The sequence below is a fragment of the Bacillus sp. T-10(2022) genome (assembly GCF_056502895.1).
Genome location: NZ_CP113518.1, coordinates 1,414,283 through 1,430,415 on the forward strand (window position 1 = coordinate 1,414,283; position 16,133 = coordinate 1,430,415).

The 16,133-nt window shown below is 41.4% G+C and carries 14 protein-coding genes; 7 read left to right on the forward strand and 7 right to left on the reverse strand.

All coding sequences use genetic code 11. The features are described 5' to 3' along the window. Positions 1 to 106: 106 nt before the first annotated feature. The gene (locus OSJ91_RS06940) at positions 107 to 451 is read left to right on the forward strand and encodes a YisL family protein (RefSeq protein ID WP_350301710.1); all 345 of its coding nucleotides are present in this window, start codon (positions 107 to 109) and stop codon (positions 449 to 451) included. 55 nt (positions 452 to 506) lie between these two features. Here the strand turns inward: OSJ91_RS06940 and OSJ91_RS06945 are convergent, their stop codons facing one another. Continuing rightward, positions 507 to 1,073, reverse strand: coding sequence for a DUF2777 domain-containing protein (locus tag OSJ91_RS06945; protein ID WP_020018810.1), 567 nt, complete (start codon positions 1,071 to 1,073; stop codon positions 507 to 509). A 285-nt stretch (positions 1,074 to 1,358) separates the two neighbouring features. On the opposite strand from OSJ91_RS06945, the gene asnB reads away from it, so the two are divergent. Beyond that, positions 1,359 to 3,206 carry an asparagine synthase (glutamine-hydrolyzing) gene (gene asnB / locus OSJ91_RS06950; RefSeq protein WP_485891279.1) on the forward strand — a complete coding sequence of 616 codons (1,848 nt, stop codon included), beginning with the start codon at positions 1,359 to 1,361 and terminating at the stop codon, positions 3,204 to 3,206. Between the two features lie 46 nt (positions 3,207 to 3,252). Here asnB and OSJ91_RS06955 read toward each other — a convergent pair whose 3' ends face one another. Beyond that, positions 3,253 to 5,004 (reverse strand): glycoside hydrolase family 13 protein, encoded by a 1,752-nt coding sequence (locus tag OSJ91_RS06955; protein WP_485891280.1) that lies wholly within the window; start codon positions 5,002 to 5,004, stop codon positions 3,253 to 3,255. A 364-nt stretch (positions 5,005 to 5,368) separates the two neighbouring features. Here OSJ91_RS06955 and OSJ91_RS06960 point away from each other — a divergent pair, with 364 nt between their 5' ends. The 4 genes from OSJ91_RS06960 (at position 5,369) to OSJ91_RS06975 (ending at position 11,416) form a co-directional block, all read left to right on the forward strand. Further along, entirely contained in the window at positions 5,369 to 6,619 is a 1,251-nt protein-coding gene (locus OSJ91_RS06960) for a sugar ABC transporter substrate-binding protein (RefSeq protein WP_485891281.1), read from the forward strand. Positions 6,620 to 6,769: 150 nt separating this feature from the next. Continuing rightward, positions 6,770 to 8,305: an alpha-amylase family glycosyl hydrolase gene (locus OSJ91_RS06965; RefSeq protein WP_485891282.1), complete on the forward strand. Its 1,536-nt coding sequence runs from the start codon at positions 6,770 to 6,772 to the stop codon at positions 8,303 to 8,305. 79 nt (positions 8,306 to 8,384) lie between these two features. After that, positions 8,385 to 10,034 (forward strand): glycoside hydrolase family 13 protein, encoded by a 1,650-nt coding sequence (locus tag OSJ91_RS06970; protein ID WP_485891283.1) that lies wholly within the window; start codon positions 8,385 to 8,387, stop codon positions 10,032 to 10,034. A 332-nt stretch (positions 10,035 to 10,366) separates the two neighbouring features. Continuing rightward, positions 10,367 to 11,416: a LacI family DNA-binding transcriptional regulator gene (locus OSJ91_RS06975; protein WP_350301716.1), complete on the forward strand. Its 1,050-nt coding sequence runs from the start codon at positions 10,367 to 10,369 to the stop codon at positions 11,414 to 11,416. 36 nt (positions 11,417 to 11,452) lie between these two features. Here OSJ91_RS06975 and OSJ91_RS06980 read toward each other — a convergent pair whose 3' ends face one another. From OSJ91_RS06980 to OSJ91_RS07000, 5 genes are all read right to left on the reverse strand, one after another. Continuing rightward, positions 11,453 to 12,232 carry an MBL fold metallo-hydrolase gene (locus OSJ91_RS06980; RefSeq protein WP_413020269.1) on the reverse strand — a complete coding sequence of 260 codons (780 nt, stop codon included), beginning with the start codon at positions 12,230 to 12,232 and terminating at the stop codon, positions 11,453 to 11,455. Positions 12,233 to 12,351: 119 nt separating this feature from the next. Next, the gene (locus OSJ91_RS06985; RefSeq protein WP_048686877.1) at positions 12,352 to 13,227 is read right to left on the reverse strand and encodes an SDR family oxidoreductase; all 876 of its coding nucleotides are present in this window, start codon (positions 13,225 to 13,227) and stop codon (positions 12,352 to 12,354) included. 239 nt (positions 13,228 to 13,466) lie between these two features. Then, on the reverse strand, positions 13,467 to 13,958 hold the full coding sequence (locus tag OSJ91_RS06990; protein ID WP_063232211.1) for a YajQ family cyclic di-GMP-binding protein: 492 nt from the start codon (positions 13,956 to 13,958) through the stop codon (positions 13,467 to 13,469). Between the two features lie 103 nt (positions 13,959 to 14,061). Further along, the gene (locus OSJ91_RS06995; RefSeq protein WP_082196697.1) at positions 14,062 to 14,193 is read right to left on the reverse strand and encodes a DUF3941 domain-containing protein; all 132 of its coding nucleotides are present in this window, start codon (positions 14,191 to 14,193) and stop codon (positions 14,062 to 14,064) included. Positions 14,194 to 14,261: 68 nt separating this feature from the next. Continuing rightward, positions 14,262 to 15,128 carry a DegV family protein gene (locus tag OSJ91_RS07000; protein WP_350301719.1) on the reverse strand — a complete coding sequence of 289 codons (867 nt, stop codon included), beginning with the start codon at positions 15,126 to 15,128 and terminating at the stop codon, positions 14,262 to 14,264. Between the two features lie 156 nt (positions 15,129 to 15,284). Between OSJ91_RS07000 and OSJ91_RS07005 the strand changes: the two genes are divergently transcribed. Further along, positions 15,285 to 16,127, forward strand: coding sequence for a YitT family protein (locus OSJ91_RS07005; protein ID WP_137017165.1), 843 nt, complete (start codon positions 15,285 to 15,287; stop codon positions 16,125 to 16,127). The last annotated feature ends 6 nt before the right edge of the window (positions 16,128 to 16,133 follow it).

Sequence of the window (16,133 nt, forward strand, 5' to 3'; positions counted from 1 at the left end):
TGTTCATTAAATTGTTGGTTTTACCCATTCAGGTGGATCCTTAGTTTTGTTTTTTTGTAAAAGCCTATGATATGATGAAATGGAAACTGAACGAGGGGGCAAAAAAATGACACATATGCATATTACAGCTTGGGTTATCGGAATCATTCTTTTCTTTGTCACATATTCGATGCTTAAAGGTGAAAACCCGAAAGCGAAAATGCTACATATGATAACACGGTTGTTCTATCTATTGATTTTCCTTACTGGCGGCATGCTGATCACTGATTTTGGTGCTTACGCAGTGAAAATGATTGTCGGAATCATCGTGATTGCGGCGATGGAAATGGTGCTGGTCCGTACGAAAAAAGGAAAAAGCACAGGTGCCATGTGGATATTGTTCATCGTAGCGCTTGTATTCGTCCTTTATTTAGGGCTTTCCTTGCCACAAGGATTGTATATTTTTAAATAAATAAATGAAAAACGGGTAAATGAGGAAATCTCATTTACCCGTTTTCTTTTACCCGTTATTGTGAATTCACTTTCTCAATGACGATCCTTTTTCCGGTGTTCAGGGTGAATTCAAAACGATCATGATCCTTCTTCCCATAAGAAAAGTGGTGCTGAACGAGGCATATTTGGCTCTCGTTATCAAAGGTGAAGAAATTCACGCCGGACTGGTTAGGGACGGCCCTTAAAAAAGTGAGCTGGTTATAGCTATATATACAATCATAAATAGAAAAATCAAGTGAATTCAATGTCGTTACAAATTGGAAAAAAGAATCGTCGTTCAATTCTTCCAATAAACGTTCAAAAGAGTAGAGCAGTTTTTTGCGTATCCGAATGGGCTCATTTTCCCTTAAGAAGGTGATTTCCCGATGAAGCAGGATTTTTCCCTCTTCTTCAATTACTCCTTGCTGCCAGCGCCCACCCCTGTACACTTCGATGATGCTGTCAACGTGGTCTTCAATGGAGCAGGCCTCATCTGTTTCATCATCAAAAAAAATCCATTGTTGATTGATATTTTCCACTGTTCCTTCGGTAAAAGCTCTTGTTTGCCTGTTCATTAACTTAGTTCGTTGTTGCTGACTCATACATATACCTCCAATAGTGGAATCCTCACCTACTTTTTAGTCAAAATCCAATGAAAATATAACTGTATATTTTAAAATATTATGGACAAATAACCATCTTTCCGTCTTTGCATAGGCTATGTTTAAACACGGGACGCTTTGCTCAACAATTCATTAACGACGCCGGGCGTTGTGGGCAGGGGGTCCTACGGATGATGCTAAAGCGATACTTAGGGACTGTAAATCTTTTTAAGACAGGGAGCCAATATATTTTTGATAGTCCGGATAGAAAGGATGAAGTGTAAAATGTGTGGGATAACAGGCTGGGTGCATTTTCAAAAAGATTTACGGACAAAAACGAAAACGCTGGAAAACATGACAAAAACGTTGGCAAAGCGGGGGCCAGACGAAGAAAATGTTTGGAGCGAAGCCCATGTTGCCTTTGGTCATAAACGGTTAACGGTTGTCGATGCGGAAGGCGGAAAACAGCCGATGACGAAAAATCACGAAAACGGCAGATATACGCTTTGTTATAATGGTGAGCTATATAACACCGAGGATATTCGTAAACAGCTATTATTAAAAGGATATTCCTTTAACGGTCATTCTGATACAGAAGTTTTGCTAACTTCTTATATAGAATGGAAAGAAAAATGCATTGACCTGTTCAATGGGATTTTTGCGTTTGCGATTTGGGATGAAGAGGAACAGAAATTATTCGTTGGAAGAGATCGCATGGGGGTAAAACCATTCTTTTATGCGGAAAGGGACGGCGGGTTCATTTTCGGATCGGAGCTGAAGGCGATTCTGGCCCATCCGGATGTTAAAACGGAGATTGACCGCGAAGGGCTGTCTGAGGTTTTTGGTGTTGGTCCATCCCGGAAGCCAGGTTCAGGCGTATTTCATAATATCCAGGAATTAAGGCCTGCCCATGCGCTTACCTTATCAAGGAAAGGCCTCCGGATTTGGAGATATTGGAATGTGAAAAGCGAAGAACACCGGGATACGCTTGATGAGACGGCCGAGAAGGTTCGCTTCCTTGTCGAAGATGCAGTGACACGGCAACTTGTATCAGATGTTCCGCTTTGTACCTTCTTATCAGGAGGGCTTGACTCAAGCGCAATAACGGCCATTGCTGCAAACGCCTATCAAAAAGAAGGGAAAGGGCCGCTTCATACGTATTCCATTGATTATGAGGATAATGAGCGCTATTTTGAAGCAAATGATTTTCAGCCTAACTCTGATGGGTATTGGATTAAAAAGATGTCGGATAGTTTTAACACGGTTCACCATTCATCGATCATCTCTCAAGAGCAGTTGACAAATTATTTAACGGAAGCTGTCCTTGTAAGGGACCTCCCAGGCATGGCGGATGTCGATTCTTCCTTACTTTGGTTTTGTAAGGAAATCAAGCGGGATTTTGTCGTAGGCTTGTCCGGTGAATGTGCGGACGAAATTTTTGGCGGTTACCCATGGTTTCATCGTGAAGATGATTTGAATCGTGCTGGTTTTCCATGGATGAGATCTACGGATGAGCGGGTATCTTTATTGAAAAAGGGATGGCGCGAGAAATTGAGGCTTGAGGAATATGCGCAGGAAGCTTATTTGACCACCCTTGCCGAAACGCCTAAATTGGAAGGGGAAAGCGGTGTAGCGGCAAAGCGGAGAGAGCTTTTCTATGTGAATTTATTATGGTTCATGACGACTCTCCTTGACCGGAAGGACCGGATGAGTATGGGTGCAAGTTTAGAGGTGCGCGTGCCATTTGCGGATCATCGCCTTGTTGAATATGCATGGAACATTCCTTGGGAAATGAAAATGGAAGGCAACCGTGAAAAGGGTATTCTAAGGAAGGCTTTGGAGGGGCTGTTACCGGATGAAGTATTATATCGTAAAAAAAGTCCATATCCAAAAACCCATAACCCTATATATACAGACCGTGTGCAGGCGTGGTTGAAAGACTTACTGATGGATAAAAATTCGGTCCTGCATGAGTTTTTCGATAAGCAAAAGCTAACCGATATAGTAGATTCCAAGGGTGCCGCTTTTAAAGTGCCGTGGTTCGGGCAATTGATGTCAGGTCCACAGCTGCTCGCTCACTTGGCACAAACCCATGTATGGTTCAAAGAATATGAAATCCAAATAATCGAATGAAAAAAACGGGGCGAATGATTTTCATTGCCCCGTTTTTTTCATTGCCTCAATGATTGATTGCGAGAATTTTATATTGATAACCGCTCAATTCAAATTTGCCAACTTGTGTGGTTTCTTTTGTTCTTAAATCCGTTAGTGTACGTCCTTCCAAATCCAAAGGGAGGGTAAAGGTTTGTTGGACATCCGTCGGATTGATGAGGATCACGACAGAACGTTTTTCATTATACTTTTGGTAGGCCACGATATTTTCGTTTCCGGCTGTATCAAGGAATTTGAACTTCCCGTCATTGGCAAGTAATCTTTCTTCTTTTCGCAAGAAGATCAATGCCTTAATTTCATTGAGCAGCTCGGTGTTTTGTTTTTCCTCTTCCCAGACCATGCATTTTCGGCACCCTGGATCCATGCCACCGGTTAAGCCGATTTCATCGCCATAGTATATACAAGGGCTGCCATTGAATGTCAGCAGGATTGCGTGGATGAGCTTGGCTCGAGCTAGATCTTCCCCGCAATCCGTGAAAATCCGCGGTGTATCATGGCTTCCAAGAAGATTGAATGTCACATCAAAAACATTGGTCGGATAACTGTGATAGATGGCTGTCATTTCTTCTGTGAACTCGCGTGCATTGATGGTTTGTGAGGCGATCAGGCGAAAAACTTGGTTGGTGAAAGGGTAATTCATGACGGCATCGAACTGATCGCCGCGAAGCCATGGCATTGAGTCATGCCAAATTTCCCCAAGAACATAAAGGTCAGGCTTTATATTTTTCACCGTTGTTCGAAATTCACGCCAGAATGGCTGATCAACTTCATTTGCCACATCGAGCCGCCAGGCGTCTATATCGAACTCCTTGATCCAATAAGCCGAGACTTCGAGCAGATATTCTTTCACCTCCGGATTTGCCGTATTCAATTTTGGCATCGATTCAAAAAAACCGAATGTTTCATAATTGGGCCTTTCCCCTCCCTTAAGTGGGAAGCTATGTGGGTGGAACCAATCCTTATATTTCGATTTCTCTCCTTTTTCGAGCAGATCCTGAAAAGGGGGGAAATAGTAGCCGCTATGGTTAAAAACGGCATCCAGCATGACCCGGATATTCCGTTTGTGACATTCGGTTATGAGCGTTTTCAATGTTTCCTTCGTTCCGAATTGCGGATCGATACTCCGATAATCAATCGTATCGTATTTATGATTGGAGTAAGCATGGAAGATTGGCGTGAAATAGATTCCGTTGATGCCGAGATTCTCTAGGTAATCCAAATGTTCAATGATTCCTTCAAAGTCCCCGCCAAAAAAATTATCCACCGCCGGGTCTTCACTTCCCCAGGGTTTCACACCTTCCGGATCGTTGTCGGGGTTTCCGTTCGCAAAACGTTCAGGGAAAATTTGGTACCAAATTGTATCCTTGACCCATTCCGGTGCCCCGAAAACTTCATTTTGGTGCAGATAGGGAATCGCGAAATAGCATCCGGGATCTCGGGGGGCTTCTTTAAAGAAGCCTTTTTCCGTGTAAAAAGCACTTTCATCTTCTGAGGTTACCTTGAACCCATAACGAATTCTTCGGTAGGGAGGCTTCACATAAATATGCCAATAATCATAACGGTTATCGCTGCCTGACAAACTCATGGGAAGCTCTTCGTACTGCCATTGACCATTATCTGATATGTATGGATCACCAAAAATCAATCCAACTGAGGAGATATCTTGTTTTTTCGTACGTAGGCGGATATGTAGGGTTTCAGTGTTGATGGGATAGCCGTAATTGTCATTAGGTCTATGGTGTATGGATGAAAATTCCATTTTAAACCACTCCAATTCTATAAGTATTTGAGGATGTGAAAAAGGAAACTTCCAGCTGTTTATGAGGGAGATCTCTATGAAGCTGCACTAGCCAGGTTAAGTGTTTTTTCAATATGGTTATATACCCTATTTCAATTAAAAGAAGCACTTATTAACTAAAAAATAACAAAAAGTGTTCATCACTACAAGGAAATAAATACGCCAAGGAAAATGTTGTAAAAACCAAAGCCGTTCATATAATGATAACAATAGCATTGGCACCGCTTTCATTAAGTCGCTTTATTTGAAGTACTGAACTGAAAAAACAGTATTATTTGGTGCTTTTGGACATGATAGAATAAACATTTTAAAAAGGAGAATCAAAGTGAAGAAGCTGATTTTTCATTTGTTCATGTCCATGTTTTTGATCGTTAGTGTAAGTGCTTGTGGTTCCAGTTCAGATTTGGAAAATGAAGCAGTGAAAGAAAATAAGAAAAAAGAAGACGAAGCCAGTAATGAAGCGAAGCCGGAAAAATTGATCATTTGGGAGGAAAAAGGTAGAGCGGAGGCCCTAAAGCCGGTGATTGAAGCTTTTGAAAAAGAATATGGAATCAACGTTGAGCATGAAGAGCTTGAAATGGCTACCGAGATGTATGAGCGGCTTCGTCGTGATGGGCCAATCGGAAACGGAAAGGCCCCGGATGTCGTAACTTTTTCTCATGAAAGAGTCGGGCAAATCGTGAAGGAAGGCTTAATTCAGGAAGTGAAGGTGAAAGATGAGGTATTGAATGCCTTCATTGAACCTTCAATTAGGGGGGAAATGTATCAAGATAAGGTATTTGGATTGCCGAAATCCGTAAACACATCCGTTTTCTTTTATAATAAAAAATTGATGACTAAGGCACCTGAGACGATGAATGACCTTTATAAAATGGCGAAGGAATTAAGAAAGGGTAACGTTCATGGTTACTACGCCAAATGGAATGATTTCCATGATTCGTATGGAGTGATCGCTGGAATGGGAGGTTATATATTTAAAGATAAGAATGGAAAACTAGACCCTTCCGACATTGGTTTGAATAATAAGGGTGCCATAAAAGGGGCTGCATACATCCAAAAATGGTATAGGGCGGGTTTGATTCCAAAAGGCGACAAGGCAGCGATCGAAAAGTTGTTCATACAAGGGAATTTGGCATCTATCATGAGTGACGGGAACTCATTTACCGAGCGGAAGGATATAGGAATTGCCCCCATGCCTGAATTACCCAATGGCCAGCCAATGAAAACGTTCATGGAAATCAAAGGCTGGCATGTAACAGCATTCACAAAACATCCTTATTGGTCTACGAAGTTAGTTGAATATTTGACTAATGATGATAATGCAATGCAGCGTTATGATTTAACAGGGGAAATCCCTCCGAATAAATCAATCAAACACAATGCCGCAATCAATGAAAATGAAAGGGCACAAGCCTTAAGCATACAATTACAATACGCTGAACCAGTACCGAATATTCCGGAAATGAATAAGGTATGGGGACCGATGAATTCAGCCATGGATGAAATGACCACTCAAAAAGCAAAACCAAAAAGGGCTTTGGATAAAGCGGTCAAGACGATAAAAAAAGAACGTTAATCATGTTCTGCTCTTTTTCGATTCAGAAACCATAACCAGTATCCCCAATTTGTCCCTTTAGTGTAAAGTTTTTTATAAATTGGATTTGACGTTAAGGGGTCAAAAGGCTAATCTTAAAGGCGTAAAGAGATAGCTAGGAGGAGAGCGGATATGAGAAAAAGAGTGTTATCACTCGCTTTAATTCCGTTGCTTCTTTTTTACGCCATTCCAGTAGGAGCAGCTGAAAAAGAACAACGAACTTGGAAGGATGAAATCGTATATTCATTATTGGTCGACAGATTTTTCGATGGAAATACTCAAAATAATGGAGATGCGAACGTGAATGACCCTTCCGCGTTTAATGGTGGGGATTTCGAAGGTGTCACGAAGAAACTTAATTATTTAAAAGATATGGGTTATACCGCTATCATCCTTTCACCGATTTTCGCAAATGATGAAAATGGCTATCATGGCGATTGGGTGGCCGATTTTTATAAAACGGATAAACACTATGGGACAATGAAAGAGTTTAAAAAACTCGTGTATGAGGCACATAAACGCGATATGAAGGTGATCATTGATTTTCAAGCAAATAATGTGGGTCCTGACTCCACTTGGCTGACCGATCCCCAAAAACAAGGTTGGTTCCATGAAGAAAAAAAGATTTCAAAGGACGGCAGCCAAACGGATTTGGAAACAGGCTGGGTCGATGGTCTTCCCGATTTGAATCAAGATAATGAGGAAACAAGAAAATATTTACTGGATGCTGCCAAATGGTGGATAACGGAAACCGATATTGATGGATACCGTATAAATAAAGTCCAATACGTAGCGAAGGATTTTTGGAAGGAATTTGTGGATGCAGTTAAATCTGAAAAATCAAATTTCTATACAATCGGCGATGTACAAGGTGATGCCGAATTGATTTCAAGCTACAAGGAGACGGGTATCGATGCTTTTATGGCTTATCCGCAAAATTCAGAGCTACGGGAAGCATTTGCTGCCCCCGATAAAGAATTGAAACCTGTTTTTGATGCGTTTGCGAAAAGCGAAGATGAATTAGGGGGCAATGCCCATCAGGCTTTGTTCATGGATACGGAGGGAATGCCCCGGTTTACAAAGGATGCAGCCGACCATAACGAAAATCCAGGTTCCAGATGGAGAATGGCGCTGTCGTATCTATATACGATGCCAGGGGTGCCAATCGTATTTTATGGATCGGAAATTGCCTTAAACGGCGATATTGCCCCGGATAATCATAAGTTGATGAATTTTAAGACAGAACAGGAATTGGTGGAATATATAACAAAGCTTTCTGACCTCAGAGACATGTACCCAGCATTGAAAAAAGGGAATATGGAGCTTTTATATGAAAAAGGAGGAGCTTCGGTATTCAAGCTTGTATATGGTGAAGAAACGATTGTCGTCGCCATGAACAATACGACTGAAACTCAAACGATAAACCTTACTGATAAGGAACTTGAAAGCAATAAAGAGTTGAGAGGTATGCTGAATGGGGATCTGGTCCGCAGTAAGGACAACAGTTACTCTATCGTAATCGACAGGGAGACGACAGAAGTCTACACGCTGTCACCTAAGTCGATTATTAATATTCCTTACCTGTTAGTTATAGGATTGGTTCTTCTTATTTTTGGTATATTCATTGCTTTGGTTATTAAGCGTTCAAAACGGAACCAACCAAAATAATCATATGCCTCTCGATTGTCGGTAGCCGCCAAACATTGTCCCTAAGGCTTTGTGGAAAACAGGATCGGGAGGTTACAGCATGAATAAGACCTGGTGGAAAGAAGCGGTTTGCTATCAAATATACCCGCGCAGTTTCATGGATAGTAATGGTGATGGAATCGGGGATATAAAAGGATTGATATCTAAGCTTGACTACCTGCAGGATTTGGGGATAGATGTTATTTGGATTTGTCCATTTTATAAATCGCCCAATGCGGATAATGGCTATGATATTAGTGATTATCAAGCAGTTTCCGATGAATTCGGTTCAATCGAAGATATTGATCTGTTATTGAAAGATGTTCACGGACGTGGGATGAAGGTGATACTCGATCTTGTTTTGAATCATACAAGTGATGAGCACCCCTGGTTCGTCGAGTCACGTTCTTCCCGCGATAATCCGAAACGGGATTGGTATATATGGAGGGATGGGCAGGACGGCCGTGAGCCCAATAATTGGGAAAGCATCTTTTCCGGAAGTGCCTGGAAATTCGATGAAAGGACCAATCAATACTATTTACATTTATTTGCCGAAAAGCAGCCAGACTTAAACTGGAAAAATACTGATGTGCGAAAGGCATTATATGAAATGGTCAATTGGTGGCTCGATAAGGGAATCGATGGCTTCCGGATTGATGCGATCACGCATATTCATAAGCGTGAAGGCCTTCCGGATATGCCCAATCCTTATTGGCATCAGTATGTACCTGCGTTTGAAATGCATACTAATCAGGACGGGATTCTGGATTACCTTCAGGAGTTGAAAGAAGAGACTTTCTCTAATTATGATATCATGACGGTCGGTGAGGCCAATGGCGTCAGGATTGAGCAGGCGGAAGAATGGGTCGGGGAATCGAATGGGAAGTTCAATATGATCTTTCAATTTGAACATCTTGGGCTTTGGAATAGGGGACAGAATCACGATGTTGATGTTCAAGGGTTAAAGCGCACAATGACCAAATGGCAAAAGGGGCTGAAAAACAAAGGATGGAATGCCTTGTTTTTTGAAAATCATGACCAGCCGAGAAGTGTATCCACCTGGGGAAATGATCATCAATATTGGTTGGAAAGCGCAAAAATGATAGGGGCCCTATACTTTTTCATGCAAGGGACACCTTTTATTTATCAAGGTCAGGAAATTGGCATGACGAATGTCCAATTTGATTCGATTGATGATTATGATGATGTCGGAATGAAAAACTTTTACCGGATAGAGACCTCGAAAGGTCGTCCTCATGATGAAATCATGAACATTATATGGCATAGCGGCCGTGATAATTCACGAACACCGATGCAATGGAACGATATTGAAAATGGCGGATTCACCCATGGAACACCTTGGATGAGGGCTAATCCAAATTATCGCGCCATTAATGTAGAACAGCAGAAAAATGACCCGTCATCCATTTATCATTTTTATAAAAAGATGATTGAACTTCGAAAAAAACATCAGGTCCTCGTTTATGGGGAATATGAATTGTTATGGGAAGATCACCCTGAACTTTATATTTATACAAGAAATATGAATGATAATTCAGTCATGGTAGTTTGTAATTTTAGTATGAATCACCATCAAATCGACCTTTCTTATTGGGGAAAAATGGAACTTTTACTAGCTAATTATGATGATTGCCCTGAGGTGCCCCTTATTGATTTACGTCCATATGAAACGAGGATTTATCGTTATTGATTGCTATGGACTTGATTGGAAATTAGCTTAAAACCTATGTAGTTAGTCGTCTGACTTCTTATTTTCCAATACACCTGTCGTTTTTTAGGAAGCTGATCATACATCAGCTTCTTTTTGAATTTTAAAACATAGATGAAAAAAACGGAAAAGTAAGTATTTTCTGAAAAATTGAACAAACATTAAAAAAAGTATGGATATAACTATTGAACTGAGTGTATTATGAATACATACAAAATGTATAAATATAAAACAAATATTAAAGAAGTGTTTATTGGTATTCACCTTTTTTAAAAATGAAGTCAATAAAGGCTAAGAGGGGAGAGGGGAAATGCATGGCCATCACAATAAAAGATGTGGCACAGCTAGCGAATGTTGCTCCTTCAACAGTTTCTCGAGTGATTGCAAACAATCCTCGGATAAGTGAAAAAACAAAGGTACGGGTACGTAAGGCGATGACTAAATTAGGATACCATCCAAACTTCATTGCACGTAGTCTTGCCAATCAATCGACCAGGATCATAGGTTTGGTAATGCCAAGTTCGTCAAATGATTATTATCAAAATCCCTTTTTTCCGACGATCCTCCAGGGTCTAAGTGAGGGAGCCCAGGAAAACCACTATTCCCTGTTGCTAAGCACGGGAAAAACCGAAGATGAAATCTACGAAGGAGTAGTGAATATGGTGCAGGGGGGGATGGTGGATGGAATAATCCTGATGTATTCAAGGATGAACGATCACATTCTGACCTATTTGAGAGAAAGGGCTTTTCCATTTGTAATCATTGGGAAGCCCTATGATTACATCGAGGAGATAACATATGTTGATAATGATAATGTCTTGGCAGCCGAACAGGCAACGGATTACCTCATACAGCTAGGACATGAAAGGATTGGATTCATCGGAGGTGATGTAACCCTTGTGATGACCCTTGATCGCTTATCAGGATATGAACGGGCATTGGAGAGGGCTGGAATCGATCGAAGGAGGGAATATACCCTGCATGAAGATTTTTTGCATGAAGGGGGACAAGCCGCTGCAAAAAGGTTACTATCCATCGATGAACCGCCTACCGCTTTGGTGGTCAGTGATGATCTCATGGCACTTGGCATCGTGCATTCACTTCGCGAGATGGGCGTGCGCACTCCTGAAGAAATGTCAATCGTCAGCTTCAATAACGTTCTTTTCTCTGAACTGTCATTACCGGCCCTGACTTCCGTAGATATTAATATTTTTGATTTGGGATATCAGGCCGCTAAGGGCATCATTGACATGCTGCAGACTGGGGATGCTCCTGCCGGGACCATCATTCCACATCATTTCGTGGAAAGGCATTCCTGCAGATCGAGATCGATCAAGCAAGGTGCAATGGCCATGACTTATTGACGAAAAGGGCATTGCAAGAGCAATGCCTTTTTTTTGCTAGAAATGAACGCTGAAACTTTTGAATGCATGTACACCCGTTCCGTGCCTGACTAATTTATTTTCTTTAAGATATTGAATGGCTGCAAGGACTTCTTCAAGGATCTTTGGTTCGAGGCCGAGTTGGTTGTGTCCGCCATAGATTTTGGAGACTGCCTTGATCTTTGCGATTTTTTCTAACGAATTCACAAGGTCTTCAGGGCTTGTCGAGGGATAAAATGCATAAACGGGAGTATCTGAATAAAGCAGGTCGCCAGTGAATAAATAACCTGTTTCATTATCCAAAATTGAAATGTGGCCAGGTGAATGCCCTGGTGTATGATAAATGCCTAAACTGCGGTTGCCCAGATCAATCGTGTCACCATCCGATAAGAGCCTATCAGGGTAACCCTGATATGGCTTGTATGTAAAAGGGTCGAATGATTCGGGTATGGGTATAGTGATATCCCGTGCAATGTTCTTTCTTATTTGTTCCAAGGACAAACCTTCAATGCCGTTGATCAGCCAATTGGCATCATCACCATGAACATAAATGGTATCATAATCACCGTGACCGCCAATATGATCCGCATGAACGTGTGTGGTCAGGACGATAATCGGAAGATCGGTAAGCTGGTCTGTAATCCGCTTAATCGAATCGATGCCTAAACCTGTGTCGATTAACGCAGCCCGGGTCTCCCCAAGTAATAAAAAGGAATGAACTTTCTCCCAATGACCATATTCACTGATTGAAAAAGTTTTTGAGTCCAATTCCTGAACGGTGAACCATGGATCTACAATATTTTTCAAAAATGACTCCACTCCTCTCATTCATATATTCCGCGTTAACCGGAAATATCCTGCTTGAAAGAGTAAAAGCAGCGGATTTGTGAAATCCACTGCTTTTGGAAAGGGAAGGCTTATCCGTTTACAACGGTCCCGCCGTTTACATGGATGACTTGTCCGCTGACATAGGATGAATCATCACTTGCCAAATATACATAGGCTGGTGCCAATTCCTCTGGCTGCCCTGCACGGCCCATTGGAGTATCCTGTCCGAATTTGGCAACATCCTCTTCACCGAATGAGGCAGGAATCAGCGGTGTCCAGATCGGGCCTGGAGCCACACCGTTCACTCTGATGCCATCTTTTGAAATGGAGTTCGACAGGGCTCTTGTAAATGCAAGTATTGCACCTTTTGTTGAAGAGTAATCGATTAGTTTTGGGTTGCCCTGATAGGCTGTGATAGAGGTTGTATTAATGATGCTGCTTCCTTTTTTAAGATGCTTCAATGCAGCTTTAGTTAAGTGGAACATCGAAAAAATATTCGTGCGGAACGTTTTTTCCAATTGTTCAGCTGAAATGTCCAGGATACTTGTCTGCACATGCTGTTCTCCGGCGTTGTTGACTAGAATGTCTAAACCGCCAAATTCATCAACCGTTTTTTTGACGACTTCCTGGCAGAAGGCTTCATCACCGATATCACCGGAAATGAGTAAACATTTCTGGCCTTCTTTTTCAATCAATTCTTTTGTCGCTTTGGCATCCTCATGTTCATCCAAGTATGCAACTGTCACATTCGCTCCTTCTTTAGCGTAGTAAATGGCAACTGATTTACCGATTCCGCTGTCTCCTCCTGTTATGATTGCCGTTTTACCTTTTAATTTGCCGCTTCCTTTGTAGGCAGCTTTAACTGAATCAGGGTTCGGTTCCATTTTTGTTTCCAATCCAGGTTGATGCTGCTGATGTTGAGGTGGAAATCCTTGTTTGTTCTGATTTTGGTTTTGAGTAGTCAAGATATAAACGCCTCCCATTTAATTATCTACGCTTTTTCTATTCCTTCTTTTAGGAAAAAGAAAACATGGAAAAAATGCCCAAAGTAAGTCTTGTTTAATGTTTTAACTCCAAGGGAACATGACTAGTCTTTCCATGTTCCATGAAGGCGATTCATTTGAAGAAAAGGGGGGATGAAGTTGATGGAGGCAGTTGCAATAAATAAAAAAAGACCCACCCAAAGCAGGTGAGGCCTTCATACTTAGCGGTAATTTAGGAATTGTACATCAATGGACAGATCAGCGCCCCGGATCGCGGAGATGATTCCTTGTAAATCATCCCGGTTCTTACCGGTAACCCGGATTTGATCATCCTGGATTTGGCTTTTCACTTTAAGACCGCTATTTTTAATGATTGTATTGATTTTTTTTGCTTGCTCCTTATCGATGCCTTGAATTAACTTGGCCCGTTGGCGAACGGTTCCGCCAGAAGCTCCTTCTAATTTGCCATAATCCAGGTTCTTGACGGGTACGTCACGTTTAATGAGCTTACTGATGAGAACATCCTTCAGCTGTTCGAGCTTATATTCATCGTCGGATACTAGAACCAGGTCTTCTTTTTCAATGGTGATGCTGCTTATGCTCCCTTTAAAATCATAGCGAGTCTGTATTTCCTTCATAGCCATGGTAACTGCATTCGTTACCTCTGAAAAGTCTACTTTCGAAACAATATCAAATGAATTTTCCTTTGCCATCACTTACCTCCAGCAGGGTTTATTTCCTTTATTATAGAGAAAGTGTGATAGGAAGACAACTATATAAACGATATTAAAAAAGCGAGGGGACAAGCCCCGCGCTTCATTTATGGTCCGTTTTCTTCGAATAGGAGTGCTTACCTGCAGTAAGGTTTTCCTGATAAGCGATATTTTTTTCAGCATTTCTCGCTTGGTTATCTTTTGGCCTTTTATTGTCATCGGTTGTTTTGGACATAGTGAAAACTCCCTTCCATTATCTGATCAATATATATTGTTCACAATTATGGAAGGGAGTATGTATGTTTATGATTTCTCAGGGGTATCGTTTAAGAAGAAGAGGGCAATTGTGCCAGGACCGGCATGTGCACCGATGACGGAACCAATTGTATGGATCATGAAGTCGGTTGTCCCGAATTCATTTTGGATGGCTTCCTTCCATTCCAGGGCCGTTGCTTCATCATCACCATGACTGATGGCAATCGTTTGGGTTGTTAAGTTTTTGCCTCTATCGTGCATTAATTCGATTACACGTTTAATCAATTTCTTTTTGCCGCGTATCTTTTCAAGCGGAACAAGCTTTCCATCTTCAACATGCAATAACGGTTTAATGTTTAATAAACCGCCAACAAGGGCAGATGTCTTGGAGATGCGGCCGCCACGGGCCAGGTATTCTAGGTTATCTACAGTGAATAGATGCTCCATATGACGCGTTTGGAATTCGATGGCAGCCAGGATTTCTTCTTTAGTGGCACCGTTTGCTGCCAGATCGGCTGCTTTCTTTACAATTAAACCGACGCCCATCGAAGCACATTTCGTATTGACGATTTCAATGTCAAGGTCAGGGTACTCTTCCTTCACCTGATTAAGGATCATCACTGCCGTTTGATATGTTCCTGATAACTCAGAGGAAAAGGCAATATATATCCCTTGTTTTTTCTCCTTGGCAAACTGTGTGAAAAGTTCTATAAAGTATTCTGGGGAAGCTTGCGATGTTTTCGGGGCTTTTCCTTCCAGCATCGCCTGATAGACTTCGTGAGAATTAATAGTAAGTAAATCTTCATAATTTTCCCCGTCAAGATGGACTTGTAAAGGGATTAATGAAACATTGTTTTCCTTATAGAAAGACAACGGCAAATCACATGCACTATCTGCAAGAATTGTGATAGCCATAATACACCTGCTTTCTTTTTACAATTTTTAGAAAATGAGTGGTCACTCTACTTTTTAGTGTAGCACGTAACGGTAAAAATTCAATCTCTACGTAAATAGAATAAATAATTAAGGGTAAAAAGATAATAGAATAAGGGTGAAATGGAGGTTTTTAGGATGTACAGTGGTGAAATGAAGAAAATTATCATAGTTGTGGTCGGAGCATTGCTTAATGCCATCGCAATGAACTTTTTTCTAATACCGGCAAACGTATATGCAAGCGGCTTTACGGGAGTGGCCCAGCTTCTATCGAGGATGATTGGTTCTTTTGCTCCTTTTAATGTATCGACAGGTATTCTATTGCTTTTATTGAACATTCCAGTAACGATCATTGCTTGGCGAAAGGTTGGAAAGTCTTTCACTTTTTATAGTTTCCTCAGTGTTGCCTTGATGTCCTTCTTTATGGAAATCATTCCGATTACACGCTGGTCACCTGACATATTATTGAATGCGGTATTTGGCGGGGTCATTGCTGCAGTAGGTGTGGGGATCACATTGAAATACGGTGCATCGACTGGAGGAATGGATATTATCGCCATGCTTCTTTCACGGAAGAAAGATAAACCTGTAGGTACTTATTTATTTCTGCTGAATGGCGTGATCATTGTAACGGCAGGTGCTGTTTATGGACCGGAAAAAGCTTTGTATACACTTGTTACCCTTTATACATCGACCCGTGTCGTGGACGCGATACATACGCGTCATGAAAAGCTTACGGCCATGATCATTACAAAGAAAAGCGAAGAACTTAAACAGGCAATCCATGCTAAGTTAGTTCGCGGAATTACAAGGGTTCCCGCAAAAGGGGCGTTCACCAACGAAACTAAGGAAATGTTGTTGATTGTCATTACAAGGTATGAACTGTATGACCTTGAACGGATCATCAAGGAAGTGGATCCACACGCTTTCACAAACATCATAGAAACGTCAGGCATTGTTGGAACTTTCCGCAGGGAATGATATTAA

Coding starts and splice junctions, on each gene's coding strand:
- OSJ91_RS06940 (WP_350301710.1), top strand. CDS start 107: ATGACACATATGCATATTACAGCTTGGGTTATCGGAATCATTCTTTTC.
- OSJ91_RS06945 (WP_020018810.1), bottom strand. CDS start 1,073: ATGAGTCAGCAACAACGAACTAAGTTAATGAACAGGCAAACAAGAGCT.
- asnB (WP_485891279.1), top strand. CDS start 1,359: ATGTGTGGGATAACAGGCTGGGTGCATTTTCAAAAAGATTTACGGACA.
- OSJ91_RS06955 (WP_485891280.1), bottom strand. CDS start 5,004: ATGGAATTTTCATCCATACACCATAGACCTAATGACAATTACGGCTAT.
- OSJ91_RS06965 (WP_485891282.1), top strand. CDS start 6,770: ATGAGAAAAAGAGTGTTATCACTCGCTTTAATTCCGTTGCTTCTTTTT.
- OSJ91_RS06970 (WP_485891283.1), top strand. CDS start 8,385: ATGAATAAGACCTGGTGGAAAGAAGCGGTTTGCTATCAAATATACCCG.
- OSJ91_RS06975 (WP_350301716.1), top strand. CDS start 10,367: ATGGCCATCACAATAAAAGATGTGGCACAGCTAGCGAATGTTGCTCCT.
- OSJ91_RS06990 (WP_063232211.1), bottom strand. CDS start 13,958: ATGGCAAAGGAAAATTCATTTGATATTGTTTCGAAAGTAGACTTTTCA.
- OSJ91_RS06995 (WP_082196697.1), bottom strand. CDS start 14,193: ATGTCCAAAACAACCGATGACAATAAAAGGCCAAAAGATAACCAAGCG.
- OSJ91_RS07000 (WP_350301719.1), bottom strand. CDS start 15,128: ATGGCTATCACAATTCTTGCAGATAGTGCATGTGATTTGCCGTTGTCT.
- OSJ91_RS07005 (WP_137017165.1), top strand. CDS start 15,285: ATGTACAGTGGTGAAATGAAGAAAATTATCATAGTTGTGGTCGGAGCA.